This is a genomic window from Pseudomonas sp. SG-MS2 (assembly GCF_009933855.1).
In the GTDB taxonomy this organism is placed as follows: Bacteria; Pseudomonadota; Gammaproteobacteria; order Pseudomonadales; family Pseudomonadaceae; genus Aquipseudomonas; species Aquipseudomonas putida_E.
Map to the genome: position 1 here is coordinate 1 of NZ_MOMO01000137.1, position 25420 is coordinate 25420.

At 63.9% G+C, this 25420-nt stretch carries 27 protein-coding genes; 11 read left to right on the forward strand and 16 right to left on the reverse strand.

The genetic code is table 11. The annotated features are described in order from the left end of the window. Positions 1 to 159: 159 nt before the first annotated feature. Positions 160 to 1092, forward strand: coding sequence for a MerR family transcriptional regulator (locus BLX42_RS11920; protein ID WP_119688280.1), 933 nt, complete (start codon positions 160 to 162; stop codon positions 1090 to 1092). Here BLX42_RS11920 and BLX42_RS11925 read toward each other — a convergent pair. Both BLX42_RS11925 and BLX42_RS11930 read right to left on the reverse strand, forming a co-directional pair. Then, positions 1077 to 1694, reverse strand: coding sequence for a hypothetical protein (locus tag BLX42_RS11925; protein WP_161871823.1), 618 nt, complete (start codon positions 1692 to 1694; stop codon positions 1077 to 1079). The two genes, BLX42_RS11920 and BLX42_RS11925, sit on opposite strands and share 16 nt — an antisense overlap. A 46-nt stretch (positions 1695 to 1740) precedes the next feature. Further along, positions 1741 to 2181, reverse strand: a complete 441-nt coding sequence (locus BLX42_RS11930) for a PAS domain-containing protein (RefSeq protein ID WP_161871824.1) — start codon at positions 2179 to 2181, stop codon at positions 1741 to 1743. Positions 2182 to 2283: 102 nt separating this feature from the next. On the opposite strand from BLX42_RS11930, the gene BLX42_RS11935 reads away from it, so the two are divergent. From BLX42_RS11935 to BLX42_RS11945, 3 genes are all read left to right on the forward strand, one after another. After that, positions 2284 to 2739: a flavodoxin gene (locus tag BLX42_RS11935; protein WP_046784732.1), complete on the forward strand. Its 456-nt coding sequence runs from the start codon at positions 2284 to 2286 to the stop codon at positions 2737 to 2739. 206 nt (positions 2740 to 2945) lie between these two features. Then, positions 2946 to 3851, forward strand: a complete 906-nt coding sequence (locus BLX42_RS11940; protein ID WP_161871825.1) for an alpha/beta fold hydrolase — start codon at positions 2946 to 2948, stop codon at positions 3849 to 3851. Between the two features lie 113 nt (positions 3852 to 3964). Next, positions 3965 to 4885 (forward strand): SDR family oxidoreductase, encoded by a 921-nt coding sequence (locus tag BLX42_RS11945; RefSeq protein WP_115273584.1) that lies wholly within the window; start codon positions 3965 to 3967, stop codon positions 4883 to 4885. A 265-nt stretch (positions 4886 to 5150) separates the two neighbouring features. Here BLX42_RS11945 and BLX42_RS11950 read toward each other — a convergent pair whose 3' ends face one another. Further along, on the reverse strand, positions 5151 to 5933 hold the full coding sequence (locus BLX42_RS11950; RefSeq protein ID WP_046784734.1) for an IclR family transcriptional regulator: 783 nt from the start codon (positions 5931 to 5933) through the stop codon (positions 5151 to 5153). A gap of 112 nt (positions 5934 to 6045) precedes the next feature. Here BLX42_RS11950 and hmgA point away from each other — a divergent pair, with 112 nt between their 5' ends. Genes hmgA through maiA form a run of 3 tightly spaced genes read left to right on the forward strand, consistent with a single transcriptional unit; the run spans position 6046 to position 9288 of the window. After that, the gene (hmgA, locus tag BLX42_RS11955) at positions 6046 to 7347 is read left to right on the forward strand and encodes a homogentisate 1,2-dioxygenase (RefSeq protein WP_161871826.1); all 1302 of its coding nucleotides are present in this window, start codon (positions 6046 to 6048) and stop codon (positions 7345 to 7347) included. Between the two features lie 3 nt (positions 7348 to 7350). Further along, entirely contained in the window at positions 7351 to 8643 is a 1293-nt protein-coding gene (gene fahA / locus BLX42_RS11960; RefSeq protein ID WP_161871827.1) for a fumarylacetoacetase, read from the forward strand. A gap of 12 nt (positions 8644 to 8655) precedes the next feature. Further along, entirely contained in the window at positions 8656 to 9288 is a 633-nt protein-coding gene (gene maiA, locus BLX42_RS11965; RefSeq protein WP_125923838.1) for a maleylacetoacetate isomerase, read from the forward strand. On the opposite strand, the gene BLX42_RS11970 is transcribed toward maiA, so the two are convergent. Then, positions 9282 to 10088 carry a SirB1 family protein gene (locus tag BLX42_RS11970; protein ID WP_161871828.1) on the reverse strand — a complete coding sequence of 269 codons (807 nt, stop codon included), beginning with the start codon at positions 10086 to 10088 and terminating at the stop codon, positions 9282 to 9284. The genes maiA and BLX42_RS11970 overlap by 7 nt on opposite strands. Before the next feature lie 125 nt (positions 10089 to 10213). On the opposite strand from BLX42_RS11970, the gene BLX42_RS11975 reads away from it, so the two are divergent. Beyond that, a complete protein-coding gene (locus BLX42_RS11975) occupies positions 10214 to 11233 on the forward strand; it encodes a Glu/Leu/Phe/Val dehydrogenase dimerization domain-containing protein (RefSeq protein WP_046784739.1) in 1020 nt (339 codons plus the stop codon). A 27-nt stretch (positions 11234 to 11260) separates the two neighbouring features. On the opposite strand, the gene BLX42_RS11980 is transcribed toward BLX42_RS11975, so the two are convergent. Continuing rightward, positions 11261 to 11524 carry a YebG family protein gene (locus BLX42_RS11980; protein ID WP_046784740.1) on the reverse strand — a complete coding sequence of 88 codons (264 nt, stop codon included), beginning with the start codon at positions 11522 to 11524 and terminating at the stop codon, positions 11261 to 11263. Positions 11525 to 11751: 227 nt separating this feature from the next. Here BLX42_RS11980 and BLX42_RS11985 point away from each other — a divergent pair, with 227 nt between their 5' ends. Then, positions 11752 to 12222, forward strand: coding sequence for a phosphate-starvation-inducible protein PsiE (locus BLX42_RS11985; RefSeq protein WP_115273586.1), 471 nt, complete (start codon positions 11752 to 11754; stop codon positions 12220 to 12222). A gap of 3 nt (positions 12223 to 12225) precedes the next feature. Here BLX42_RS11985 and BLX42_RS11990 read toward each other — a convergent pair whose 3' ends face one another. Then, on the reverse strand, positions 12226 to 12516 hold the full coding sequence (locus BLX42_RS11990; protein ID WP_046784955.1) for a DUF3509 domain-containing protein: 291 nt from the start codon (positions 12514 to 12516) through the stop codon (positions 12226 to 12228). 173 nt (positions 12517 to 12689) lie between these two features. Here BLX42_RS11990 and BLX42_RS11995 point away from each other — a divergent pair, with 173 nt between their 5' ends. Further along, complete coding sequence (locus BLX42_RS11995; RefSeq protein ID WP_256671970.1) at positions 12690 to 14645, forward strand: pilus assembly protein TadG-related protein; 1956 nt, start codon at positions 12690 to 12692, stop codon at positions 14643 to 14645. On the opposite strand, the gene BLX42_RS12000 is transcribed toward BLX42_RS11995, so the two are convergent. Next, positions 14630 to 17275, reverse strand: coding sequence for a PAS domain-containing sensor histidine kinase (locus tag BLX42_RS12000; RefSeq protein WP_161871829.1), 2646 nt, complete (start codon positions 17273 to 17275; stop codon positions 14630 to 14632). The genes BLX42_RS11995 and BLX42_RS12000 overlap by 16 nt on opposite strands. Continuing rightward, entirely contained in the window at positions 17272 to 17712 is a 441-nt protein-coding gene (locus BLX42_RS12005) for a TadE/TadG family type IV pilus assembly protein (RefSeq protein ID WP_161871830.1), read from the reverse strand. Before BLX42_RS12005 ends, BLX42_RS12000 begins: the two co-directional genes overlap by 4 nt. A 75-nt stretch (positions 17713 to 17787) precedes the next feature. Between BLX42_RS12005 and BLX42_RS12010 the strand changes: the two genes are divergently transcribed. Next, positions 17788 to 18222 (forward strand): prepilin peptidase, encoded by a 435-nt coding sequence (locus tag BLX42_RS12010; RefSeq protein WP_046784957.1) that lies wholly within the window; start codon positions 17788 to 17790, stop codon positions 18220 to 18222. Between the two features lie 15 nt (positions 18223 to 18237). On the opposite strand, the gene BLX42_RS12015 is transcribed toward BLX42_RS12010, so the two are convergent. The 8 genes from BLX42_RS12015 to cpaB form a co-directional block, all read right to left on the reverse strand. Beyond that, positions 18238 to 18501 (reverse strand): DUF3613 domain-containing protein, encoded by a 264-nt coding sequence (locus tag BLX42_RS12015; RefSeq protein ID WP_012312770.1) that lies wholly within the window; start codon positions 18499 to 18501, stop codon positions 18238 to 18240. A gap of 15 nt (positions 18502 to 18516) precedes the next feature. Then, positions 18517 to 19218: a tetratricopeptide repeat protein gene (locus tag BLX42_RS12020; protein ID WP_125923844.1), complete on the reverse strand. Its 702-nt coding sequence runs from the start codon at positions 19216 to 19218 to the stop codon at positions 18517 to 18519. Positions 19219 to 19228: 10 nt separating this feature from the next. Beyond that, positions 19229 to 20116: a type II secretion system F family protein gene (locus tag BLX42_RS12025; RefSeq protein WP_046784780.1), complete on the reverse strand. Its 888-nt coding sequence runs from the start codon at positions 20114 to 20116 to the stop codon at positions 19229 to 19231. A 2-nt stretch (positions 20117 to 20118) separates the two neighbouring features. Further along, positions 20119 to 21000 (reverse strand): type II secretion system F family protein, encoded by an 882-nt coding sequence (locus tag BLX42_RS12030; protein WP_161871831.1) that lies wholly within the window; start codon positions 20998 to 21000, stop codon positions 20119 to 20121. Beyond that, complete coding sequence (locus BLX42_RS12035) at positions 20997 to 22253, reverse strand: CpaF family protein (protein ID WP_161871832.1); 1257 nt, start codon at positions 22251 to 22253, stop codon at positions 20997 to 20999. Before BLX42_RS12035 ends, BLX42_RS12030 begins: the two co-directional genes overlap by 4 nt. Then, the gene (locus BLX42_RS12040) at positions 22250 to 23440 is read right to left on the reverse strand and encodes a pilus assembly protein (RefSeq protein WP_161871833.1); all 1191 of its coding nucleotides are present in this window, start codon (positions 23438 to 23440) and stop codon (positions 22250 to 22252) included. Before BLX42_RS12040 ends, BLX42_RS12035 begins: the two co-directional genes overlap by 4 nt. After that, complete coding sequence (locus BLX42_RS12045; protein ID WP_046784784.1) at positions 23437 to 24696, reverse strand: type II and III secretion system protein family protein; 1260 nt, start codon at positions 24694 to 24696, stop codon at positions 23437 to 23439. The genes BLX42_RS12040 and BLX42_RS12045 overlap by 4 nt, the downstream gene beginning before the upstream one ends. A gap of 17 nt (positions 24697 to 24713) precedes the next feature. Next, positions 24714 to 25420, reverse strand: a 707-nt coding sequence (cpaB, locus tag BLX42_RS12050) for a Flp pilus assembly protein CpaB (RefSeq protein WP_161871834.1), incomplete at its 5' end; no start/stop codon positions are given.

A 25420-nucleotide genomic window follows, 5' to 3' on the forward strand; every position in this document is an offset into this window, starting at 1 on the left:
GGTGGGCGACGCAGGCTTGCATGCAAGAATCGGGCGCGGATTATCGCTTATTGGACTTCGTTGGCAACTGCTCCGCTGCAAAAGGGAGGTTAACCTGAGACGTTCCCGGTCGTAGTAGACTGTACCTCCAATTTTTTGCGCACAGGTCACTAAGTGCAGATGGACAAACAGGGACTTATCGCGCAAGTCGAAGCAGGCCTGCAGCATTCGGAGCTGTACCCGATTCGTGAAGTTTCCCGGCTCACCGGGGTCAATGCCGTAACCTTGCGTGCCTGGGAGCGGCGCTATGGGCTGATCCAGCCAACACGCACCGACAGTGGCCATAGGCTCTATTCGCTGGCAGACATCGACGAAATCCGGCGCATCCTCGGGTGGCTCGAACGCGGTGTGGCGGTCAGCAAGGTCGGCAGTATCCTGGCGCGTGATCAGGCGAACGTGCATGACGCGTTTGCAGCCGATTCCGCCATCCGCTGGCAGGCGCAATTGCGCGAGGCCGTGCAACGCTTTGATGCCGCGAGCCTTGACCGCTTGTTCGACCAGGTGTTTGCCTGCATCAGTCAGGACCAGGTTTTCGCTGATGTGTTCATGCCTGTCTGGCACGACCTGGCGGCGGGGCAGGGTGCGTTCGGCCAGGCCAGCGAGTGGCTGTTCCTCGATCAGTTCTTGCGTGCCCGGGTGTTCTCGCGCCTGCAGCTCACGCGTCGGCAGCGCAGCCGCTGCGTGCTACTGGCACCGTTGCCAGGGCAGTGCCTGGAACTGGAGCTGCTGGTCACCGGCCTGTTGTTGTGCAGCGATGATGTCGGGGTGACGGTGTTGACGCCTGGGCAGCCGCTGGATGAATTGGCGGTCGTCTCTGGAAAGCTCCGGCCCGATGCTTTGGTGCTGTTCTCCAACCACGCGCCGACCGCTGAGCTGAGCAAGCGCTTGAGCCGTCTGGCTGCCGGGCTTGAGTGCCCATTGCTACTGGCGGGGGAGGCTGCCGAAATGGCCCAGGAAAGCCTGGCCGGCAGCCCGGTGGCGTGCCTGGGTGCAGAGGTAAGCCTGATGCGGCGGCGCCTGCGGCAATACCTGGCCGGTCAGCTCGACAGCTGAGCGTGCAGATCCGGGTGGGCCTGAAGGTGAGCCTGCAGAATGTATTCACGCAAGCGCTCGGTTTCTTGCGCCGGGCTGCGGCTGAGGTCGTAGGCAGCGAGATCCGAGCCAATACGCCGGCGTAGCCTGCCGTGCAGTGTGATGGCCGGGATGCCCCCTGGCGCAAAGCGCAGGTCGAAGCGCGAAGGCGCTTCGGGCAGGCCGCGAATTTCCAGCAGCGCCCCTTTGAACGAAATCTCGCGCACGAAGAGCCCGCTAACCTTCCCGTGCGCATCCAGCAGCGCGGTGGGTTGGTCCATCGACAGGCGCCAAGGGCGCAGCATCGGGCCGTCTTCGTAGATTTCCGGCGAGCCGATCTGCAGGTGCACGGCGTGGAACTCGTCTTCCACCAGGTGCAGGGGGAAGTTGATCTGCTGGTTGTTGAACTGTGCCTGCAGGGTGACTTGCTCGTTGGCCACCAGCCGAGCCAGCAACGACTGAATACGACGGTCGCCATTGACCAGCAGGCTCGACATCGGGTCGGTCTGGTTCAATTGCGGGGAATGCTGCATGTCCTGGATGAAATCCAGCTCGTCCTGGGTCAAAAGCGCATTGGCGTGCATGATCGAACTCGGAGTTGACGGCTTCTTCAACGGGATTGACTCTGCCTTAAGCGCTTGGTTCCTGGCGCTTGACGAAATTCCGACGAACGTTCATCTCGGCCAGTTCACGTTCCAGCTCGACCTGGCGGCTGACATCCTTCTGGATGCCGATGAAATACGTGCGATGATCGGTATCGCATTTCACCGGCGTGATCGACAACTCGTTCCAGAAGGCGCTGCCGTCCTTGCGGTAGTTGCGCAGTACTTCGCGGCAGGGACGGCCTTCGGCCAGCGCCTTGCGAATGCGCGCTCGGGCAAGCTGGTCCCGGTCATCGCCCTGCAGGAAACGGCAATCCTGGTAAAGGATCTCGTCGCGGCTGTAGCCGGTCAGGCGCTCGAACGCCGGGTTGACGTAGATCAGAATGGTGTCATCGCCTTCCTGTTCGGCGACCACGATGCCGTCGTTGGACGCATCGACCATCGATTGCAGCAGTTGTGCGTTGATCATGTCCTGGCCAGTAGACAAAGGGGGCATAGGGATGGGCGGCCTTTTGCCACCGCCGGATGCTAGTATCCTACGTTTTCACTCAGTTTCGGAATCCATCTCTCGATGAAAATCGCCATTATTTCCGGCTCCGTGTACGGTACTGCCGAAGAAGTTGCCCGTCATGCCGAGTCGCTGCTCAAGGCTGCAGGCCATGATGCCTGGCACGCTGCCCGCGCCACCCAACAGGATCTCGAAGGTTTTGCGCCAGAAGCGTTGCTGGCAGTGACCTCCACCACCGGCATGGGTGAACTGCCGGACAACCTCATGGCGCTGTACAGCAGCATCCGTGACACCCTGCCCGCCGCCTGGCGTGGCTTGCCGGGGGCGGTCATTGCGTTGGGCGACTCCAGCTATGGCGATACTTACTGCGGCGGTGGCGAGCAGTTGCGTGAACTGTTTGCCGAATTGGGTGTGCGTGAACTGCAGCCGATGCTCAAGCTCGATGCCAGCGAGACAGTAACCCCGGAGACTGACGCCGAACCGTGGTTGGCAGCATTTGCCCAGGCCCTGACGGCCTGAGGTTGTGGTGGCGACCCGTGTGCGCAGTGACCGTTCGTGCCACTGACTCGCTCGGTCATCAAGCTGGCTGTCAACGCAAGTTTCACCGAGTGGGCGGCTGACTAGACTCAGCCTCGACATAGAGAGCACATGTATGTGCCGAGGTGAAATGCAATGACCGCAGCCTTGCCCTATAACCACAACCTTTGCATACCGGGACGAATCTGATGCCTTTGGCCGAGATACCATTGTGCGTCTGGCGTACCCGGAGTCAGAGTTTTTCATTCCGGGGCCAGAGCATCCGCTACTGGACCGCAGGGCAAGGAGAGCCCCTGCTGCTGTTGCATGGATTCCCGACGGCAAGTTGGGATTGGCATTACCTCTGGACGCCGCTGGCCCAGCGCTTTCGCCTCATCGCCTGCGACATGCTCGGCTTTGGCGATTCGGCCAAGCCGCTCAACCATGGCTACAGCCTGATCGAGCAAGCCGACCTGCAGCAGGCCTTGCTCGCCCACCTCAAGGTCGACCAACCTGTGCACCTGCTGGCACACGATTACGGCGGCAGTGTGGCCCAGGAGTTGCTGGCGCGATACCATGAACAGCGTGCCGACATCGCCAGTTGCGTGTTCCTCAACAGCGGTCTGTTCCCTGAAAGCTGCCGGGTGCTGTTGATACAGAAGCTGCTGCTCAGCCGCCTGGGTTGGCTGGTGGCGCGTTCGTTCGGGCGCGACGACCTGGTGCGCAACGTCAGCCAGGTCTATGGGCCGTGCACTCACCCCAGTGAAAGCGCGCTGGATGACTTCTGGAGCCTGATCGCTTCCAACGGCGGCACTCGCATCCTGCACAAGCTGGTCGGTTTCGTGACCGAGCGCAGGCTGCATCGCGAGCGCTGGGTGGGTGCGCTGCAGCGTGAGGGCGTGCCGCTGCGTTTTATCAACGGCGTGGTCGATCCGCTTAGCGGAGCGCAGATGGTCGAGCGTTACCAGCAACTGGTGCCCAACCCGGACATCGTGCAATTGCAGGGCATTGGCCATTACCCGCACACCGAAGCCCCTGCGCAGGTATTGCGCCATTATCTGGCCTTTCGCGAACAGCCGCTGAGCTACTTCCCGCAAAAAGTGGCCTGGTCCTGAGCCACTGACATCGTTGCGCGTTATCGCCTGGCATTCAGGCTGAGTGAGCTTGATTGTCCGCTGGCAGAGGCTGGTGGACACTCGAGGCCTTGAACCTGTCTGGAGCCAAGAGCATGAGCGAGCCGGTAAGTCTGCAAGACCGTGTGGTGATCGTCACGGGGGCCGGTGGTGGCCTGGGCCGCGCCCATGCACTGTTGTTCGCCGCGCGTGGCGCCAAGGTGGTGGTCAACGATCTTGGGGGTTCCACCCATGGGGAAGGCGCCAGCGCTTCGGCGGCCGATCGGGTTGTCGAGCAGATCCGCGCCGCAGGTGGTACGGCTGTGGCCAACCACGACTCCGTCAGTGACGGCGCACGCATCGTCGAACAGGCGCTGGACAGCTTTGGTCGGGTCGATGTACTGGTCAACAATGCTGGCATCCTGCGCGACAAGACCTTCCACAAGATGGACGACAGTGATTGGGATCAGGTTTACCGGGTCCATGTCGAGGGCGCCTACAAGGTTACCCGCGCTGCCTGGCCCCATTTACGTGAGCAGAACTGGGGGCGGGTGATCTTCACCGCTTCGACCTCCGGTATTTATGGCAACTTCGGCCAGGCCAATTACGGCATGGCCAAGCTTGGGTTGTATGGCTTGACCCGTACCCTGGCCATCGAAGGGCGCAAACACGGCGTACTGGTCAATGCCATCGCGCCCACCGGTGGCACGCGCATGACCGAAGGGCTGATCCCGGCACAGGTGTTCGAACGCCTCAAGCCTGAACTGGTCAGCCCCCTGGTGGTTTACCTGGGCAGCGAGCAGTGCCAGAGCAGCGGTGAGCTGTTCGAGGTGGGCGGGGGCTGGATTGGCAAGGTGCGCTGGGAGCGTAGCCTGGGTGTCGGCTTCGACCCGAGGGAAGGTTTTAGCCCTGAGCAGGTGGCTGACAGCTGGGCGCAGATTGGTGATTTCGCTGATGCGGTGCACCCGCAGGACAGCTTGCAGGCGTTGCAGCAGATGATGACGAACCTGCAGCAGTATCCGCTGCAGCGTCCTTGAAAACGAGCACCATCGCGGTCGCCGCTCGGTCTTCTGGCCGCCAGAGCACACCTCAAAAAAAAGGCCGCTGCAAGCGCAGCGGCCAATCGAGACGTCAGATCAAGGAGCTTCAGAATCAACGTCGGTGAACCTCGCAGGCCTGAAAGGCGGGGGGAGTGCCCTTCATGCCGGCCAGTGATTCAAGAATAAGCGCTTGATCCGGCAGGAAAAATAGCCGCTTGCGACATTCACCTTTACGTTTCAGGCAACAGTGCCACGGCCGTTCTCAGGCCTTCGGCGAGTGACCCATGCGCCAGCTGGTATCGCGCGCTGCTGCCAGCAGGCGCTGCGCCGCCGGCCCATGTTCATCGGCGTGGAAGATCGAGGTCGGCCCCACCACCGTCATCACCGCAGCGATCTGCCCCATGGCATTGAACACGGGGGCCGAGAGCGCATCCACGCCTGGCATCAGCAAGCCGTGCACATGGTGCAGCCCCCGTTCACGAATGCCTGCCAGCAGCCGGTCGTAATCGCTCGCACTCTGCTGCAGCACGGCCAGTTCCTTGTCGCGCAGCTCCAGGGTTTCGCGCTCAGGCAAGTACGCGGCAAACACCAGCCCGGTAGAGGAACTGAGCAGCGGCAACACCGAGCCGATCTGGGTCACCACCGTGACTGCCCGTACAGCAGGCTCGATGCTGACCACCGTTGCTCCCTGATTGCCCCACACGGCGATGAAGCAGCTTTCGTTGAGCTCGTCGCGAAGCTGCGACAAGGGCAGCGCCGCCAGCTTCAGCACATCGATGCTGCCCAGCGCTGCCAGCCCCACGCGCAATGCTTCTCGGCCCAGCCCGTAGTGGTTGGTGGCCGCATCCTGCTCGGCAAAACCACTGGCAATGAGTGCTTGCAGGTAACGGTGCACTTTGCTCGCGGGCATCTGCACGTGCTCGGCCAACCGCGACAGGGAGGTGGACGGTGAGAGCTCGGCGAGGGCCTTGAGGATGTCGGTGCCGACTTCCGCCGAGCGGACCTTCTGCTTGCCGTTGTCGGTGGGGGAGCTGGCTTTGGCCATGGGTTGGGTTTCCGGATTCGTCGAGTCGCGCCTTTATAGCTTGACGGGTTGCACGGAGCAAATTACGTTATTCGTAATCTGATTACGATAAAAACAAAATCCGGAGGCATCGATGAACCGCGACACGTCACCCGACCTTCAGTACCTGAGCGGCTTCGGCAATGAGTTCGCCAGTGAAGCCCTGCCCGGGGCCCTGCCCGTCGGGCAAAATTCTCCGCAGAAGGCCCCCTACGGCCTGTATGCCGAGCTACTGTCGGGTACGGCGTTCACCATGGCGCGCAGCGAACTGCGCCGGACCTGGCTGTATCGCATCCGCCCATCCGCCCTGCACCCACGCTTTGAACGGCTGGCGCGTCAGCCACTGAACGGGCCGCTGGGCGCCGTCACCCCCAATCGCCTGCGTTGGAACCCTCAACCGCTCCCCGCTGAACCAACTGACTTCATCGAAGGCTGGCTGCCAATGGTGGCCAATTCGGCTGCGGACAAACCGGCGGGGGTGAGTGTCTATATCTACTGCGCCAACCGCTCGATGGAACGGGTGTTTTTCAACGCTGACGGTGAACTGCTGATAGTGCCGCAGCAGGGCCGCCTGCGCATCGCCACTGAGTTGGGGCTGCTGGAGGTCGAGCCGCAGGAAATCGCAGTGGTCCCGCGCGGCATGAAGTTTCGTGTCGAACTGCCTGATGGCCAGGCCCGGGGCTACATTGCCGAGAACCACGGCGCGCCGTTGCGCCTGCCGGACCTGGGCCCGATCGGCAGCAACGGCCTGGCCAACCCCCGAGACTTCCTGGCCCCGGTAGCGCGCTACGAGGAGGCTGAAGGCCCGGTGCAGCTGGTTCAGAAGTTCCTGGGCGAACACTGGGCCTGTGAGCTGCAGCACTCACCACTGGATGTGGTCGCCTGGCACGGCAGCAACGTGCCCTACAAGTATGACCTGCGTCGTTTCAACACCCTCGGCACGGTCAGCTTCGATCACCCCGATCCGTCGATCTTCACCGTGTTGACGTCACCGACCAGCGTGCATGGTCTGGCCAACATGGACTTCGTGATCTTCCCGCCGCGCTGGATGGTGGCCGAGAACACCTTCCGTCCCCCGTGGTTCCACCGCAACCTGATGAACGAGTTCATGGGCCTGATCAGCGGTGCCTACGATGCCAAGGCCGAAGGTTTCCTGCCCGGTGGCGCTTCGCTGCACGGGGTGATGAGCGCCCACGGGCCCGATGCCGAAACCTGCGATAAAGCCATTGCCGCCGACCTTGCGCCGCACAAGATCGACAACACCATGGCCTTCATGTTCGAGACCAGCCAAGTGCTGCGCCCGAGCCTGCAGGCGCTCGAGTGCCCGCAGTTGCAGGCCGACTACGATAGTTGCTGGGCCACCTTGCCGAGCACCTTCAACCCGAACCGGAGATAACCCATGAACCAGTCCGCCATTGCCCGTAGTTGGGTCGAGCACGCCAACGGGCACAGCGACTTCCCGCTGCAGAACCTGCCGCTGGGCATCTTCAGCCGCCCAGGTGAAACGCTGCGCTGCGGCGTTGCCATCGGTGATGCGATTCTTGACCTGGAGGCCGTGCTGGCTGCCGGGCTGTTCGAAGGCCAGGCCAAGGCCGCCGTGGAGGCTACCCGTGGTGGTGCGCTGAACGCCTTCTTCGCCTTGGGCCGAGAGGCCCGCGTGGCGTTGCGCGAGCGGTTGCTGGCGCTGTTGGGCGAACACAGCGAGCATCAGGCTGTGCTCAAGGGCGCGCTGCATCCTGCCGGCGATTGCCAGTTGCACCTGCCAGCCAAAGTCGGCGACTACACCGATTTCTACGTAGGCATCCAGCACGCTACCAACGTCGGCAAGCTGTTCCGCCCCGATAACCCACTGCTGCCCAACTACAAGTACGTGCCGATCGGCTACCACGGCCGCGCCTCGACGCTGCGCCCGTCAGGCACCGATGTACGCCGCCCCAAGGGCCAGACGCTGCCCGCCGGGCACACCGAACCGAGCTTCGGCCCGTGTGCGCGCCTGGATTACGAACTTGAGCTGGGTATCTGGATTGCCCGGGGTAACGAGATGGGGCAGGCGATTCCGATCGCTGAAGCCGATCAGCACCTGGCAGGCCTGTGCCTGCTCAACGATTGGTCGGCGCGTGATATCCAGGCCTGGGAATACCAGCCGCTGGGGCCGTTCCTGTCCAAGAGCTTCATCACCACGCTGTCGCCCTGGGTGGTCACCGCCGAGGCCCTGGAGCCTTTCCGCTGCGCCCAACCGGCGCGTGCGCAAGGTGATCCACAACCGTTGCCCTACCTGCTTGACCCACGTGACCAGGCCAACGGCGCCTTCGACATCGAGCTGGAAGTGCTGCTGATCACCGAGCGCATGCGTGAGCAGGTCTTGCCGGCCCACCGCCTGGCGCTGAGCAACACCCTGAACATGTACTGGACCGTGGCGCAGCTGATTGCCCATCACAGTGTCAACGGCTGCCAGTTGCAGCCAGGCGACCTGTTCGGTTCGGGCACGCTGTCCGGCGCTTCGCCCGACGCCTACGGCAGCCTGCTGGAGACCACCTTGGGTGGCAAGCAGCCGGTGGAGCTGGCCAGTGGCGAGCAGCGCAAGTTCCTCGAGGATGGCGATGAGATCATCCTGCGTGCCCGTTGCAAGCGTGATGGCGTGGCCAGCATCGGCTTTGGTGAGTGCCGCGGCAAGATCATCGCCGCCAACTGAGGGAGCAGGGCAATGGAGCTGTACACCTACTACCGTTCCACCTCTTCCTACCGGGTGCGCATTGCCCTGGCGCTCAAGGGCCTGGATTACCAGGCCCTGCCGGTCAATCTGCTCAAGGGCGAGCAGCGCGGTACCGAGTATGTAGCGGTGAATCCGCAGGGCCGGGTACCGGCTCTGCGCACCGACGATGCCCAGCTGCTGGTACAGTCGCCGGCGATCATCGAGTACCTGGAAGAGGTTTATCCACAGCCTGCGCTGTTGCCCCGTGGCGCTGCAGCACGGGCCAGGGTGCGCGGTGTGGCGGCGATCATCGGTTGCGATATCCATCCGTTGCACAACGTCAGTGTGCTCAACCAGTTGCGCCAGTTGGGCCATGACGAGGCCCAGGTCAACCAGTGGATTGCCCACTGGATTGGCCAAGGCCTGGCGGCTGTAGAGCAGCTGATCGGCGATGATGGCTACTGCTTTGGTGAGGCGCCGGGGCTGGCAGACGTCTATCTGGTCCCGCAACTGTATGCCGCCGAGCGATTCAACATCGACCTTGGCAGCTATCCGCGTATCCGCCGGGTTGCGGCATTGGCCGCCAGGCATGCTGCATTCGCCAAGGCGCACCCGTCCTGCCAGCCGGATACACCGCCTCAGTGAATCGAACGGTTCGCCAGCGGTAGCTGGCCGATGCGTTCGGACAGCTTCAGGCGCTGGACCGGATCCTCGGTGAGCAGCAAGGCATGCTCCAGGTCGAAGCGTTCGGCCTGCGGGCAGTCGAGGTGTTGGTAGAGCGAGGCGCGGGTCATGTAGTCGCTGACTTGCACCGGGCCCAGTTGCATGACCCGTTCGGCGTCGACCAGCGCGGCCAGGTGGTTGTCATTGCTGATATGCAGCTGGCGCAAATTACGCGAAAGGCGCTGCAGCATCTGGGCCGGGCTGGCCGTGTGCAGGTGCTCGGCTGTCAGCGGCACATGCGGGCCAAACTGGCGGGCCAGCAACTCGCGGCAATCATTGGGGTACAGGCGCCGGCCACCGCAAGGGTCGAGCAGGTGATCGGCACCGGGTACGCGCAGCAGAAAGTGCCCTGGGAATGCCACACCCTCCAGCGCTATGGACAGGCGCCGGGCCAGCTCCAGGGTAATGATGGCCAGCGCCAGCGGTTGGCCCCGGCGGCGCAGCAAAACCTTGTCCATCAGTGCTGCCTGCGGGCGCAGTGGGTGGAATTCATCCTGCTGGAAGCCCAGCGCATTGAGTTGGCGCAGCAGTGGCTGAGCCAGCTCGCACACCGGCAGCATCGGCAGGCTGGCGCTGATTTCGGCTTGCAGGTGGTGCAGGCTGGCAAGGCTGGCTGCGGGCTCGACCTTGCGATCGTGCTCGGCGGCAATCCACAAGGCAGCTTCCAGCAAGGCGACCGGTTCGCGTTCCAGGCAGGCCAGGCAGGCTTGGCGTGGGTTCATGGGGGCATCTCCGCATACCCTTGAGTAATAGCGCTGGCGTCGTGATTCGTCCAGTGGTCCGGTCGCAGCTTGGCGTGCATGTGGATGCCTATACTGCTAGGAGCACCTCCCAGGGGAGCCCGCCGATGTTCGCGCTGATGCAAAGCACCCGCACTCAGTCACTGCACCTGTTCACCGACCCGAAAACCGGCCTCAAGGCTGTGGTGGCCATTCATAACGAGATTAGAGGCCCGGCGCTGGGAGGTTGCCGCTACCTGCCCTACGCAGACGACGAGAGCGCCATGGCCGATGCCATCCGCCTGGCGCAAGGCATGAGCTACAAGGCGGCGCTGGCCGGGCTGGCGTTGGGGGGTGGCAAGGCGGTGGTCATGCGCAACCCGCACGTGGAAAACCGCGCGGCGCTGTTCGAGGCGCTGGGGCACTTCGTCGATACCCTGCAGGGGCGTTTCATCATCGCTGTGGACAGCGGCACCTCCACGCTGGACATGGATTGCATCGCCCAGAGTACGCCCCATGTGACCAGCACAACGGCCTCGGGTGATCCCTCGCCACATGCGGCCATGGGGGTATTCGCCGGTATCCGTGCAACCTGCCTGGCCCGCCTGGGCAGCAGCGACCTCAAAGGCTTGCGCATTGCGGTGCAAGGCCTGGGCAATGTGGGTTACGCATTGGCCGAGCAATTGTACGCAGCAGGTGCCGAGTTGCTGGTGAGTGACCTGGACCCCGGTCGGGTGCGGCTGGCGGTGGAGCAGTTCAACGCCCATCCGGTGACCAACGATGCCTTGATCAGTACGCCCTGCGATATTTTTGCGCCGTGTGGCGTGGGCCCGGTGCTCAATGGCCAGACGGTGATGCAATTACGCTGTGCTGCGGTGGCAGGGGCGGCGAACAACCAGCTGACCACTTTGCAGGTGGCTGACCAACTGGAGGCTCGCGGGATTCTTTATGCTCCGGACTACGTGATCAATGCCGGTGGTTTGATCTACGTGGCAATGAAGCACCGCGGCGAGGAGCTGGGCACCATCACCGCGCACCTGGCACGGATCCCGACGCGCCTGACCGAGGTGTTCGCTCACGCTCAGGCCGAGAAGCGTTCGCCCGCCCGTGTGGCGCAAATGCTGGCGGAGCGGTTGCTATACGGCTGAAGCCGCACGGCGGCCAGGCCGTCGACATCATTCTGCAGCGTCACCTTGCAACAACTCACCCAACGCGTCCGGCTGGCTCTTGAATGCCCGCGCGAACACGTCGCGGTTCTTCGCCATGTAAATGCCGGCTTCCTCGACCTGCTGCTCGGTCAGCGACGGCACCGCCTTGTGCAGCACCTCGGCCAGGCGCTCGGCCAGTTCGAGCATCTTGTCGTGACGATCTGCTTCGGCCTTATCCATGAACAAGCGCTCCGGGTCGCGGCTGCTGCGGTACACCACTTCGACGGCCATTCATCACCTCTGTGCCTTTTTGCGGTTGGTTTATCGATCACTGTATGCGCATACAGTAATGGCAATCGCACCTCAGGTGCAACCCTTGCCGCAAAAAAGCGTAGCCCACAGGTGCCTTGCGGCAATCTGCCGCCTTCCAAAGCAGGGGCCTGGCCCTTTAACTGCATGGCACAAGCGTCACACGCGTGACGCATCATCCTTCATGTCGTATCGGGGAATCGCACATCGTGAACATCAAATGGGCAGAAAAGCTGCGCAAGGGCCTGCATGGCTCGGCCGACTCGCTGGGCAATCTGTGTGTAGAGGGGTTTCACTACCTTGCCCTGTTCGGCATCGGCGCCATTACCGCCTACGCGGCGGTGATGACGTTCCTGGACATGCTCGGCAAGGGCGGCATCAGCGTCGATGACATCCTGCTGCTGTTCATCTACCTGGAGCTTGGGGCGATGGTCGGGATCTATTTCAAGACCAACCACATGCCTATCCGCTTCCTGCTGTATGTGGCGATCACCGCGCTCACCCGCCTGCTGATCGGTGATGTGTCGCACCACAAGGCGCCGGATGAGGGCCTGCTGTACCTGTGCGGGGGCATCCTGCTGCTGGCGTTTTCGATCCTGGTGGTGCGCTACGCCTCGTACCGTTACCCCTCGACCAAGGTGCTGGACGCCAATGGCAAGGCAGTGGAAGAGGGCAAGTAGCCGTCAGTTGGCGATGGAGTGACCTGGCTGCTGGCGTGGGTCGCGGGTGAGGGCGGCCAGTACTTGCAAAGGGTTCTGCCCCAGTTCGATGGCCAAGCCCAGGCGAATGCTGTCGATGACCCGCTGCAGGCGCACCGGGTCGTTGCGCTGTGCCTGGGTTATCAGGCGCTTGGCGACCACCCCGGCATCATCGGACAGTGTCAGCATGATGCTGCCGTCCAGGCGCTCGATGCTCAGGTTTACGCGGTACTCGGGGGCGAAGGCGGCGCTGATCTGTTCGAATGGATTGTTCATGGTCTGGGCCTGCAATAGGTGATTGCAGGAATTGACCGGGTAGATGCCGGGTTGGTTCAGGGCATTTGATCGGTAGCCCTCGCGCCCCAGGGCAAGGCAATTAGCCACTGGTGTGACTACACTCCTGTGACCAAAGCCGCGATGGCTGGCCTCTGGCCTGCAAAGGAGTGCCCGTGGTTCCCTCTTCCGCTGCCCGGCAGCGTGGCGCGATCGGCCTGATGGCGGTTACCACACTGGCCCTGGCCTTGCTTTTCATGCTGGTAGTGGTCGACAGCGGCCGTCTTTACCTTGAGCAGCGCAAGTTGCAACGCATCGCCGACATGGCCGCGCTTGAAGCTGCAGGCCAGTCTGCCGTGTGCACGGGCAATGGCCCACAGGCCACGGCCATCGCCAGCGTAGCCGCCGCCCGCAACGGCCACACGCCCGGTAGCCCCTTGGTGGCCAGTTGCGGTTACCTGCAGACCGGTGCCAATAGCCTGCGCACGTTTACCAGCGACAATGCCCGTAACGAAGCGATACGGGTCGATGTCAGCAACACAGTCACCACCAGTTTTGCCGCCGGCATCTACATCCTGACCCAAGGTGGCGGGGCTCCCCTGACCACCACCCTGCAGGCCCATGCGGTGGCGTCCAAGGCATTGCCGCCACAGGCCATGCTGAGCATTCGCACTACGTTGGCTACGGTGGATTCGCAACAGTCGGTGTTGCTCGATGGCCTGCTCGGCGCCTTGGGAGGCAACGTGCAGCTTGGCCTCGCAGGCTGGAAAGGCATAGCCGCAACCGACCTCAACCTGCTCAACTACCTCGAGCAGTTGGCTGTCGACCTGCAATTGACCGTTGGCGACTACGAGCAACTGCTCAATGCCGACGCCACCGCCACACAATTGCTGGAAGCGGCGGTCAAGGTACTTGAGCAAAGCGGTGCCGCCGCCGATGTTGTCACCAACCTGGGCAAGGTCGCCCTGGGGGCCGGCAACAGCACGTTGCTGCAACTGGGCGACATTCTCGATATTCAGAACGGTACTGCCCAAGCGGGGCTGGACGCCAGCATCCAGCTGCTGCAACTGGTGCAGGGGGTGATCCAGCTGGCTGCGAGCGAAAGCGCAGCCACTGCCGACTTGCCGATTAGCGTGCTCGGCCTGATCAACGGCCGGGTGCGGCTGAAGGTGATCGAGCCGCAACAGGTCTCGGCGGTCGGCGATCCGCGTACGGATGAACTGAGGGTTCACACGGCTCAGGTACGGGCGATGATTTCGCTCGACCTGCCGCTGCTCAGCACGGTCTTCGGCTTGGTAAATGCGGTGCTCGACCTTGTCTCGCCACTGACCAACGTGCTCAGCAACCTGCTCAGCCTGAACCTGGCTTCGACACTGGAATCGTTGCTATGCCTGTTGGGTGTGCCGTGCACTGTCACCGATATCGTGCTCGTGCCTGACAAGCTTCAGCTGGACATTGGCCTTCAGGTTGCCGAAGCCACGGCACGCCTCGACCCGCAGTCTCCTGACACGTTCAGATGCTCGCCCAAGCGTTTGACCGTTCAGGCCCAGAGCGCTGCTGCCAAGCTGGCGGTGGGGCGCTTTGAATCCACTGATGCGTTCTTCACCACCGGCACTACCGCAGTCAAGGCGCTGCCATTGATCGATATCGGCACCAAGCGCTGTACCAAGCTGCTGATACTCGGAACTTGCCAAAGCCGAATACCCTACGCCGGTGGCGGCCTTGGCCTGCGGGTCGACAGCAAGCTGCTGGGCAGTGGCCCGGTAGAGCACTCGCTGGTGTTCCAGGGCCCGGTTAGCGAACCGCCCAATATCGGGCAGCCCGCCGCCTACCTGAACATGCGCCCGGTCAATGACAACGTGGTCGGCAGCCTCAGCGACACCTTGCTGGGCGTCGAGCTCCAGGCCTTCAAACCCACCGCCAACAGTGGCCTCGGCGATGTGCTGGTGATCGCCGGCAATGTACTCGGTACGGTCAAAGGCATCATCGAACCCTTGATAAGAGGGTTGCTCAGCCCCCTGATCGACCCGTTGGTCAATGTGCTGCTGAAGGTTCTGGGAATCGACCTGGTCAATACCGACGTCGGCGCCAACCTCAGTTGCTCCACCGGCCGTGCTCAGTTGGTGTTGTAGATGGGCAGCAACACTCGGAAGCAGGCGCCGTCAACACCATTGAGTGCTTCGAGCCTGCCGCCCATGGCTTCGACGATGCCGAAGCTCACCGACAACCCCAGCCCGGTACCCACGCCCGCAGGCTTGGTGGTGAAGAACGGCTCGAAGATGCGCTCGATCAGGCGTGGGTCGATACCGCCGGCGTTATCTTCCACCTGCAGGCACAGTTGCCCTTGCTCGATACGCTGGCAGATGCCGATCCGTGGGCTGGCCACCTGACGCTCGAGCAAAGCGTCCCGGGCGTTGACCATCAGGTTGATCAGCACCTGCTCGAGCTGGTCCTCATGCCCATGCACCTCCGGGCAGAAATCCGGCTCTTCGACCTGCAACGCCACACCTTTGCCGCGCAGCCCTTCAGCCAGCAACGCCACTGCGCCATCCACCGCAGTCCAGGCTGCAAACACCTGGTGCTCAAGCGCGGAGCGCCGCCCATAGGTGCGCATATGCTCCACCAGCCTGGCCACGCGCCCCACCTGTGCATCAATGCGCTGCAGCTTGCCTGTCAGGTACTCGACTTCGACCACCCCGCTTTCCACGCGCTTGAGGGTGTTGGCAATGGCCAGGCGCATCACGTTCAGCGGCTGGTTGATTTCATGCACCAGCCCTGTCGCCAACTCGCCGAGCGTGGCCATCTTGGCGCCCTGCATCAATTGTTGCTGGCTTTGCCTTACCTGCGTGTTGTCGCGCCCCACTGCCTGCACTTCCAGCAGCCGGCCTTGCTCATCGAACAGCCCACGCTCGGCCCACACCCACCAGGCATGCCTGTGCCCTGGCAGTTGCAGGCAGATCTCCGCGCTGCCCAGCGGCTGCTCCGGGGTAAGGTCGGCCAGGCGTTGCAGAAACGACAGGCGCTGGCTGTCGGACATCCATTGGCCCAGGTTCATCTCGCTCAGTTGCTCAGGTGCGCACTCCAGTTGTTCGGCGAGCGGCCGGTTGCCGAACAGCAGCTGCAGGTCCGGGGTGTAGCGGCAGATCATCGCGGGTGAATCCTCCACCAGCACCCGGTAGCGTTCCTCACTCTGGCGCACACGCTCGGCTGCCTCGGTCGCTTCGCTGACATCCAGCCACAGGCCGACCACCTCGACCGGCTGGCCAAGGTCGTCACGCAACAGCCGGGCTTCGTCCAGCACCCAGTGATAGCCACCCAAGTGGTCGCGCAGGCGATAGCGGCTGCGGACCTGGCCATCGCGCAACAGCGTACGTGTTCGCTCAAGCCATAGCGCCCGGTCGTGCGGGTGTACCGCCTGGCCTGGATGGCGCGCCAGCTCGCTATCTTTGGGCCAGCCCAGCATCGGCGTCAGGCTGGCGCTGAAAAACTCGCTGTGCAACGCGCCCTCGCAACAGCGCTGGATATAGATCACCGCAGGCGAACTGGCGATCAGGTTCTCCAGCCGGGCGCGCGCGGCGCTGGCCTGAAGCTCCTGGGCTTTCAGTGCGCTGATGTCGAGCACAAAGCCGTGCCCCTGCCCGCCGTGCAACTGCCCGACCCAGTGCAGCCAGCGAGGCGCCGCGCCACTGTCGGCTTCGAGCAGCCGCACGTTCAAGCTCAATGCCACACCGTTGCGCAGCTGCTCCAGGGCCATTTGCGCAGCCTCCCGATCAGCCGGGTGCAGGCGCGCCAGCCATTGCTCGATGCTCACCGCACTGGGCAGGCCAAGGCTGGCGGCCAAGGCCGGATCGAAATGCAGCGGCCCTTGCCCCGGCCATTGCCACCAGCCTGCGCCCAGTTGCTGTTGCAGCTCGTCCAGGTGGCGCGAGCGCTGCTGCAGCTGGTGTTGCCGCAGGCGCGCGAGCAGCGGCTCGAGCAAGGCTTGCAAGAGCGCCTTGGCCGCCTCTGGTGAAGGCACCGATGGCGCGCCCGCACACAGCAACCAGGCCTGAACCTCATGGCCATGGCTGTAAGGCACAAGGAACAGCGGTAACCCAGCGCACGTCGCCCGCCAGTGCGGCAAGTCAGGCGCGACCTGCTGAAAATGGGCGGGAAGCGCCTGCAGCCACGGCTGCAAGCGTTGGTCATCGGGCCAAGGCCAGTCGTTTTCGCTGCAGGTATGCGCCCGCCAGCCCGATGGGTCCGCCAACATCAGGCGTACCGAGCCGGCATGCCAGTGCTCGGCCAGGCGCAGCAGTTGCTCGGCGGTCGTCTGCGTCAGCCAGTCTTCGCTGCAGTCACGCACGGCCTGGCCGACGTCTGCGGCCAGCTGGCGCAAGGTCAGGCACTGCTCCTGCTGAGCGCCTTGGCGCAGCAGGTCGCTGATATCGAACAGCTGCAGCAGCCAGCCGACAGCCTGGTGTTGCAGCCAGCCACGGGTCTGCAGGGCCTGGCCGTGCACGGTGTGAAAATCCAGGTCCAGTGCTTGCCCTTGCCAATCGGCGGGCACACCTTCGAGGGCCAGCCAGCTGTGCCGATACAGGTAGTCGTGCACCCGCGCCTGCGCGTGGCTGGGTACGGCCAGCAGCGTGCGCAAGGGCCCGGCCAGGCGCAGCACATGCCCCTGATCGTCCAGCCACACCTGCAGGCCCACGGCATGCGGCACCTGCGCGGCGGGCTCTGCGCCATGGCTGCCCAGCCGGCGATCGAACAGGCCACTCACAGTTGCAGGCTCGCTTCGGCCTGCAAGCTCTCAGGCAAGCGGGGCACTTCGCCAATCAGCGGTATCACCAGCAGCGGCAGCACCTTGTGCAGTTTGCTTTTCGGATAATTGATCGTCACCTTCAGCAGCTTGTCATCATCCATGCTCACCTGCGCATCGGCCGGCTGGAAGTCGAGTGCCTCAGGCATCCAGGCCAACTGCTCGCGGATCACTGCATGGGCAAGCGCCTGTACATCGTCGTCATAGGTCTCGCTGCTCGGGTCCAGAGCCACGCAGCGGCGCACGGCCTCGCTGCTGGCCTGGTTGAACGATTGCAGCATCAGCATTGGCAGGGTGTAGCTGACCAGGCCGTAGAACACTGTGAAAAAGATCATGAAGACGGCGACGAACTCGATGGCTGCCGCGCCTTTTTGCCGTGCTACCGGGCCTGCTTGCATGATTGCGTCTACCCTGACGAGGAGTCCTGAGTTACAGCATAGAAGCCTTCGACGAACAGGGATGGCCAATTGCCAATATCCAGTATCGCCCTGCTGCTGTGGCTTGCCTTGTGCAGCCGGCAAGATGTCCGCGAACGGCAGATTTCCAACCTTCTGACCCTGGGCGTCGCAGCCTGTGCGCTGGTGTGGCTGGCGGTTACCGGGCATAGCTGGATCGGCGCCCGGGCCAGTGATGCCGGCTGGGCACTGGCGATTGTGTTGCTGCTCACGTTGCCCGGCTACGCGATGGGGCGTTTCGGTGCCGGCGACGTCAAGTTGCTCGCCGCGCTGGGGCTGGCCACCAGCCAGGACTACGTGCTCGGTACGTTCATCGGCGCCGGCGGCACCTTGCTGGTCTGGGCGCTGTTGCGACGGTGGGCGCGGCGCAGGGCAGGGCAGGGGGCTGAAAAGCAGCCTTTCGCGCCCTTTGTGCTGGTGGGTTTTTTGCTGACCAGCGTGTGCCTGCAGTGAGAGCGCCAGGCCCGGTCAGTTGTTCGACTCAGTCATCTTGGTCCAGCGATAGAAATCCGGAATGGCGTACTTGTAGGTTTCCAGCCAGCGCTGCTTGGACAGATCACGCTCGCGCGCCGTCTGCACCTGCAGGCGCGTGGACGCCTGTTCGCCACTGGACTGCACCCGCAGCAGCGCTTCGGTTGCCGTCAGCGCAGGCGGTTGCTGGCGTGGGTAATCCTCTGCCCAGGCCGTGGTAATACCGGTGCAGCAGGCCAGCAGCATCACATACCTGATCATGACCTTCTCCTTTGCTCAGTTGACCATCACACCTGCGCCACTGGCCGAAGCTATCGGCCCGCGTCCTGTGGCTTTGATCTGGCTGGCGCGTGCCTGGGCCTGGGCAAACTGCGCCGGTTTGAGCCGCAGGCGGCCGACCAGGTCGGTGGCTTGCTGCCAGTTGTCCTGCAGCAGCGCCAAGGTCACCAGGTTGACGGCGGGCAGCGGGTTGTCATCCTTGAGCTCGATGGCGGTCAGGAATTCGAACCGTGCCTGTTCATACCGGCCCATGCTCATCAGCACCACACCCAGGTCGTTGCGAACCCGCTCGTCGGTGGGGGCCAGACGCGCCGCACGCTGCAGGTTCTGCAAGGCCTGCACGTCATCGCCCCGGGCCGAGGCGAGCTGGCCCAGGCCATGCTCACCCTCGGCCGCGAGGCAGCCGCCGATCAGGCTGCGGTACAGCGGTTCTGCTTCGCTACGCCCCAACAAGCGCGAGACCCTGGCCTTGCGCAAGCGTACCTGGTCGAGGGTGTTGGGCAACTGCTCCAGGTGCGCCAGGCTGGCATGCGGGCGGCCATCGTTGAGCATCTCGTCCGCCAGGTTCAGCGCCAGTTGCTGATCGGCGTTCGGCTTGCCGCAGCTCGAGGTGCCGAACAAGTGTCCGAACCCTTCAGGCTGCTGGCCGGCGCATCCTGTCAGCAAGAGCAGGCCGGTGAACAACAGGGTCGCTTTCATCCATTACTCCCTAGGGGCCCAAGGCCCGCGTCAAGGCGGAAAATCCCGGCCCGGCCAGGACGATGAGCAGTGCCGGGAAGAGGAATACCATCATCACCGCCGACATTTTTGCCGACATTTTCGATACCCGTTCCTGCATGCGTGTCAGGCGCCGGTCATCGAGCAGGTCCTTGAGTGCGAGCAGCGATTTCATCGCACCACTGCCCTGTACCAGCAACTGTTGAAGGATCACGCAGGTGTCGATGAACTCATCCACGGCCAGTACCCGGGCGCTCTTTTCCAGCTCCGGGCCGAGCGCCAGGCCCGAGTCCACCCGTTGCAGCACCTGGCGCAACTCTTCGCTGATTTCGGGGACCAGCGCCTGGCCTTCCTGGCTCAGCACGCGCAGTGCCTGCTCTACGGCCAGGCCGGTCTCGAAGAGAATGCGCAGCAGCGGAATCATCAGGCTGACTTCCTGGGCGATACGCTGCTGGCGCCGTCTGGCGGCAACCGCCAGCAAGCGCTTGGGCAACAGGTAGCTGGCACCCAAGGCGCATAACGGCCAGACCAACCAGTGCGTGCCTTCACCGCCTAGCACGCCTTGCTGCAGGATCAGTGTCAGCACGACCGCCAGCAGCGGCAGCCCCAGTTGCATGGCAGCGAACAGCGCCCGCTGGCGGCTGCGGCGCCAGCCGACACGGTCAAGCAAGGCTTGGGTTTCCCCGTCGAGTTTCTGCAGGCGCCGCCCCAGCGGGCTACTGCCCAGCCAGTGCAGCCAGTCCCCCAGGCGCTCCTCGCGCGCCAACCGCCCCTGCAGCCTGCGAGCGACCAGGTAGCGGGCACGCAACTGCCGGGCGGCCTGCAAGCCAAGCAAGCCGGCGGCGATGAACAGGCACACGGCGCAGAGCAACAAGGCCATGGTCAAAGGCTCCTCATCATGCGCCACAGCACCAGGCAGCCGACCACCTGCAGGGCGAAGGCGAACAGCAGCATCATCTGGCCGCTGCTGTCTTGCCACATGGTCAGCAGGTAGTGCGGATTGGCCATCAGGAAGTAGCCGACCATGCACAGCGGCAAGGCACCCAGGATCATCGCTGTGATGCGGGTTTCGCCGGTCATGGCCTTGAGCTGACGGCTGCCTTGTTCGCGCTCGCGGATCAGCTTGATCAGGTTCTCCATCAGCTCGCTGGTATTGCCGCCGTAGCGCTGGTTGATGCGCAGCCCCATGGCGAACAGACGCAGCTCGTCCTGGTTGTAAAGCTCGGCCAGTTCGTTGACCGCATCGTCCAGCGGCACGCCCAGCTGTACGTTGCGCCGTACCCGGGTCATGGTCGAGCGCAAGGGCTCGCGAGAGCCGTCGATACCACCAAGGACCGCATCATTGAGGGTGCGCCCGGCCTTGAGGCTGCGCACGCTGTAGTCCAGCAAAGCGGGCAGCTGTTCGACAAGCTGATGCACGCGCCGTCGGCATAGCCAACTGAGGGTGAAATAGCCGAGCAGCGGCAGGCCGACCAGCACCATCAGCCCGGCCACCCACCCGGCCCCCAGCAGCGCCACCAGTGCCAGGCCGAGCCAGGCCAGCAGCCAGCGCTGCGGTTGCCAGTCGGTTGCGCCAAGCCCGGCACGTTGCAACAGCGGCTCGAGCCAGGCGCGCCGTGCATTGCCGCTGCGGACCAATTCAAAGGCACGCCCCAGGCGCTGGAGAATGCGCTGTTCGCTGCGCTTGTACAGGCCCCGGCGAAACAGCATCAGGGAGACGCCCAGCAGCAAGGGCGACAGCGCCAGCAGCAAGGGGCCGGTCATGGCACACCTTCATGGCGCAGTTTGCTGCCCGCGGGGTTCGGCGCCTCCCGCAGAAACACGTCGCCGCCGCGGCGGTCGAGGCGGAACAGGGTATTGGTCACATACACGTCGTCACGCACGCCGACCACTTCCAGGATTTCACTGACGCAGCGGCGACCGTCGGGCAGGCGGGTCAGCTGGATCACCACGTCCAGTGCCGCGCAGATCATCTGCCGCAAGGTCTTCTCGGCGATCTGCCGCCCGCTCAGGCCAACCAGGGTTTCCAGGCGCAGCAAGGCGTCCTGCGCGGTGTTGGCGTGCACCGTACTCATCGAGCCGTCGTGGCCAGTGTTCATCGCGGTGAGCACGTCCAGCACCTCGGTGCCGCGGATCTCGCCGAGGATGATACGGTCCGGGCGCATGCGCAGGGCATTGCGGATCAGCTCGCTGGCCTTGATCTCGCCGTGCCCCTCGGCATTTGGCGGGCGGGTTTCCAGGCGTACCACGTGGGGATGGTGCAGTTGCAGTTCGGCGACGTCTTCGATGGTCACCAGGCGCTCGCGCGGGGCGATCATCTGGCTGAGGATGTTCAGCAGGGTGGTCTTGCCGGTGCCGGTGCCGCCGCTGACCAGGATGTTGCAACGCCGACCCACGGCGCGCTCGAGGAAGTCGAAAATGTGCTGGTCGATGGCACGGGTGGCGAGCAGGTCGGCACTTTTGAGCATGTCCTGGCGGAATTTGCGGATCGACAGGCACGGCCCGTCCAGGGCCACGGGTGGAATGATTGCATTGACCCGGCTGCCGTCGGGCAGGCGCGCGTCGACCATCGGCGACGATTCGTCCAGCCTGCGCCCGAGCGGTGCAAGGATGCGCTGCATGACGCGCTCGACGTGTTGGGCATCGATGAAACGCAGGTCGGTCTGTTGCAACTGCCCGGCCCGCTCGACGAACACCCTGTGCGGCCCGTTGACCAGAATCTCGGTGACACTGGCGTCCCGCAGCAGCACCTCCAGCGGCCCGAACCCGGTCAGTTCGTCGACCAGTTCTTCGGCCAGGCGCTCCATTTCGTAGCGTGACATTGCCAGGCGCAGTCGCGCCACGTAATCGCCCACCTGCTCCAGCACAAACTGCGTCAGTGCCGGGCGCGCGCCTTCGAGCAGGTTGCGGCCGCTGTCTTCGATGGCATCGATGGCAAAGCGGTGCAGTGCACGCTTTAACGCATATGGGTCGCCAGAGGCATGGTTGGGGCCGCCGAAGGGTTGGTCGCCGTTCATTTGCTGCCCCATAGCCGACGCAGCCAGGTAAAGGCCGGTGGCCCAAGGTTTTCCGAACGCTGCGCCAAGCGCTCACCCAGGCCGCGCAGGGCTTGGGTAAGGTTTTCGCGCGGGGCCAGTTCGAACAGGCTCAGGCCCTGGTTTTTCACGTTCAGCCGCACCTCGGGGCTGTCGGGCATGACCTTGAGCAGCGGCAGCGCATAGCGCTTGGCCAGGCTCTCGGCATCCGGGGCGACATTGCCCAGGTAGCGGTCGACCAAGAGGCTGGCATGCTCCAGCTTGATGCCATGATCGCGCCACAGCTCCAGCACTTCGAGGTTGCGCCGGCAGTCGAGGATGTTCTGGTCGGTATAGATGATGAGCTTGTCGCAGTGGCTGATGATGGTGCGCAGGGCTTCGCTGTCGGCATGCCCGGTCAGGTTCACGACGATGTGCTGGAAGTGCTGGCGCAGTGCGCTGAGCAGCATGTACAGCTCGGCGGCACTGGTCTGGCGCAGCGGGTCATCGTTTTCGGCGAAGGTCAGCAGGCGCAGGCCTTTCTTGTCGCGGGTGAAAGCACTGTCGATCAGGGTGGTGTCGAGCCGGCGCAGGTGGCGCAGGGCATCGCCGAAATAGAACGACGCCTCCAGCCCCAGCAGCGCCAGGCTGTCGCCACGTGGCATGCCCAGGTCCAGCAGCAGGGTCTGCTGGCCGCTTTCCTGTACCACCCGCGCCAGGTGCGTGGTCAGCAAAGCGCCGTCGGCACCGGTCTGCACGCCGTACAGCACGGTCAGGCCGCCCAGGCTTGGGTTGTTGGTGACGGTGGGCATGCGCTTGCCCAGCCGCCGGACCAGCCCGGCCACTTCACTGGCCCGTGAGCCGTAGGCGACGAAATCGCGGGCGCCGGCACGCATGGCGTGCAGCACCAGTTGATTGTCCATGCCATCGCCCAGAGCGACGATCGCCAATAGCGGCTTGGCTTCAAGCACGCCCTCGATCAGTGCGCACTGATTGACCAGTTGCTCACGGTCCAGGCCGATGAACACCAGGGTGCTGAAGGTCGCATTGATCAGCGCCAGCAGCTCATCGAGGCTGCCGCCACTGGCGCCGATCACCTGGCCTTGGGGTGCCAGCGCGCTCTGCAGCCACTGCAGGTCTTCTTCATTGCGGGTGATGCCCAGAAAGGTCTGGTTGAGGCTCTCGTTCATCGTGATAACCCGCTTTGGCCATCGAAGTTGCCGTTTTCCATGAAGAACAGCCGGCCCCAGCTGGGGTCGTAGGTACGCAACCCTTCGCCGGGCAGTTCCGGCAGGCGGGCATTGGCCGCCAGCGGTTGAACCAGGTGCGGGGTGACGATCATCAGCAACTCGGTCTCCTCACGTATCAGGGCCGATTGCCGGAAGAACGCGCCAAGGATCGGCAGGTTGCCCAGCCCGGGGAGCTTGTCCACGGCGGAGCGGGTGTTGTTGCCGACCAGGCCGCTGATGATGAAGCTCTCGCCATCGGCCAGGGAAATGCTGGTATCGGTGCGCCGTATGCTCAGCCCCGGTACGCTTGTGCCGCCAATGGTCACCGCGTTGGTGTAATCCAGCTCGCTGACTTCAGGCGCTACCTTCAGGGTAATGCGGTCGCGGCTGATCACGGTCGGCGTCAGTGCCAGACGCACGCCGAACTCCTTGTACTCGATCGAGAAGTTGTCACTGCCGGCGCTGGGCACCGGGATCGGTATCTCGCCACCGGCCAGGAAGCTTGCAGTCAGGCCGCTGAGCACGGTGAGGCTGGGGCGCGCCAGGGTGTAGGCGAAACCGCTGTTTTCCAGGGCATTGATGGCCGCCAGGAAGCGGCTGCTGCCGCCGCCCCAGACGATGTTGAACACCCCGTCGTTGAGCGGGATCTGTGGCGAGGTGACAGGCACGGCGCCCGGTGTCACCGAAGTGCCTGGCACGGTACCCGGCGATCCGATCAGGCTGTTGTTCGAGCCGCTGAAAAACAGCCGGGCGCCGGCTTCCTTGTACTTGGTGCGGCGCACCTCGACGAAGCGGATATCGGCCTGCACCTGGCTTGGCAACTCCGGATCCAGCGACGGTGGCAGGCCCGTTTCGGCCATGGCGGCGCTGGCCTGGCCTTTGACGAACAGCATGGCCCGGTGTGGCGCCGGTGCGCAGGCTGTCCACAGCATGAGCGTGGTATTGCCTTGGCCCACGGCCGTCACCAGTACGGCGCGGTCACCGCTGGGTTGCACGTCGGCAACCTTGGGGTCGCCGACGGCGGCGCGGGTGATCGCCAGCGGCAAGCGCAATTCTTGCTGCAGGCCTTGGTCGATTTCGATCACTGAAGGCAGCTGGGCAAATGCTTCGCAGCCGTTGCTGGCGGCATGGGCCTTCGGCAGCAGCGCAACCATGAGCAGGGCAAGGCACGCGAGACTGAAGAACCGTTTTGAACTGCAACGCTCGGAACTACGCATACTGCATCCTTGCCTTGTCAGGGAGTCTTGTTGGCGTCCGCGGCCTGTGCGCCACGGATGATCTGCATGCTTGCAACGGCTGCAGCGGTTGAGGCGGTTTTGGCCAATGGCGCCTGGGAAAGCTGGCTGAACCGATAGAGTTCCCGGTTGATGCTTTCTACCTGCGGTTGGCTATCCGCTTGGGCCCAATAGCGGGCCAGCCGCTGCTCGGCGGCACTGCGCACGGCCAGGCGCAGGGTGCCGACCTGGGCTGCCAGCATCAGGCGGCTGGCCAAGGCTTCAGGGACTGCCAGCACCACGGTGCGGGTGCTTGCGAGGTTGCCTGGGGTCGCCTGCTCGCGTCGGGCCTTGAGCTCCTCGGCGGTCAGTGCCGGGCGGCCGTCATTGGTAACGCCCATCTGTTCCCCGACGCTCAGCACGCGCAGGGCCGGCAGCACGACCTGGGCAGAAGACTGCGGGTTGTTGGCCTCTTCGCGCAGGTACAGCAGCACGTCGACAAAATCACCCGGGTACAGTTGTCCGGCGGCGCCGACCACGTCGTCCACGCCTACCGCAACGGCCCGCTCGTGGGCACGGATCATCCGTGCCAGCGGTCCGCCGGGCTGGAAGCTCGACTCGTCCAGCCAGCTACCTGCGGCCAGTGGCCTGGCGCTGCTGCGTCCGATCACTTGGTCCACTTGCTGGAAGGCACCGGCAGGGACTACCTGCAAGCGCTCGAGCAGCA

Excerpts from the sequence above, each read along its gene's own strand:
- BLX42_RS11920 (WP_119688280.1), top strand. The coding sequence starts at position 160 with ATGGACAAACAGGGACTTATCGCGCAAGTCGAAGCAGGCCTGCAGCAT.
- BLX42_RS11925 (WP_161871823.1), bottom strand. The coding sequence starts at position 1,694 with ATGCACGCCAATGCGCTTTTGACCCAGGACGAGCTGGATTTCATCCAG.
- BLX42_RS11930 (WP_161871824.1), bottom strand. The coding sequence starts at position 2,181 with ATGATCAACGCACAACTGCTGCAATCGATGGTCGATGCGTCCAACGAC.
- BLX42_RS11935 (WP_046784732.1), top strand. The coding sequence starts at position 2,284 with ATGAAAATCGCCATTATTTCCGGCTCCGTGTACGGTACTGCCGAAGAA.
- BLX42_RS11940 (WP_161871825.1), top strand. The coding sequence starts at position 2,946 with ATGCCTTTGGCCGAGATACCATTGTGCGTCTGGCGTACCCGGAGTCAG.
- BLX42_RS11945 (WP_115273584.1), top strand. The coding sequence starts at position 3,965 with ATGAGCGAGCCGGTAAGTCTGCAAGACCGTGTGGTGATCGTCACGGGG.
- BLX42_RS11950 (WP_046784734.1), bottom strand. The coding sequence starts at position 5,933 with ATGGCCAAAGCCAGCTCCCCCACCGACAACGGCAAGCAGAAGGTCCGC.
- hmgA (WP_161871826.1), top strand. The coding sequence starts at position 6,046 with ATGAACCGCGACACGTCACCCGACCTTCAGTACCTGAGCGGCTTCGGC.
- fahA (WP_161871827.1), top strand. The coding sequence starts at position 7,351 with ATGAACCAGTCCGCCATTGCCCGTAGTTGGGTCGAGCACGCCAACGGG.
- maiA (WP_125923838.1), top strand. The coding sequence starts at position 8,656 with ATGGAGCTGTACACCTACTACCGTTCCACCTCTTCCTACCGGGTGCGC.
- BLX42_RS11970 (WP_161871828.1), bottom strand. The coding sequence starts at position 10,088 with ATGAACCCACGCCAAGCCTGCCTGGCCTGCCTGGAACGCGAACCGGTC.
- BLX42_RS11975 (WP_046784739.1), top strand. The coding sequence starts at position 10,214 with ATGTTCGCGCTGATGCAAAGCACCCGCACTCAGTCACTGCACCTGTTC.
- BLX42_RS11980 (WP_046784740.1), bottom strand. The coding sequence starts at position 11,524 with ATGGCCGTCGAAGTGGTGTACCGCAGCAGCCGCGACCCGGAGCGCTTG.
- BLX42_RS11990 (WP_046784955.1), bottom strand. The coding sequence starts at position 12,516 with ATGAACAATCCATTCGAACAGATCAGCGCCGCCTTCGCCCCCGAGTAC.
- BLX42_RS12005 (WP_161871830.1), bottom strand. The coding sequence starts at position 17,712 with ATGCAAGCAGGCCCGGTAGCACGGCAAAAAGGCGCGGCAGCCATCGAG.
- BLX42_RS12015 (WP_012312770.1), bottom strand. The coding sequence starts at position 18,501 with ATGATCAGGTATGTGATGCTGCTGGCCTGCTGCACCGGTATTACCACG.
- BLX42_RS12020 (WP_125923844.1), bottom strand. The coding sequence starts at position 19,218 with ATGAAAGCGACCCTGTTGTTCACCGGCCTGCTCTTGCTGACAGGATGC.
- BLX42_RS12025 (WP_046784780.1), bottom strand. The coding sequence starts at position 20,116 with ATGGCCTTGTTGCTCTGCGCCGTGTGCCTGTTCATCGCCGCCGGCTTG.
- BLX42_RS12030 (WP_161871831.1), bottom strand. The coding sequence starts at position 21,000 with ATGACCGGCCCCTTGCTGCTGGCGCTGTCGCCCTTGCTGCTGGGCGTC.
- BLX42_RS12035 (WP_161871832.1), bottom strand. The coding sequence starts at position 22,253 with ATGAACGGCGACCAACCCTTCGGCGGCCCCAACCATGCCTCTGGCGAC.
- BLX42_RS12040 (WP_161871833.1), bottom strand. The coding sequence starts at position 23,440 with ATGAACGAGAGCCTCAACCAGACCTTTCTGGGCATCACCCGCAATGAA.
- BLX42_RS12045 (WP_046784784.1), bottom strand. The coding sequence starts at position 24,696 with ATGCGTAGTTCCGAGCGTTGCAGTTCAAAACGGTTCTTCAGTCTCGCG.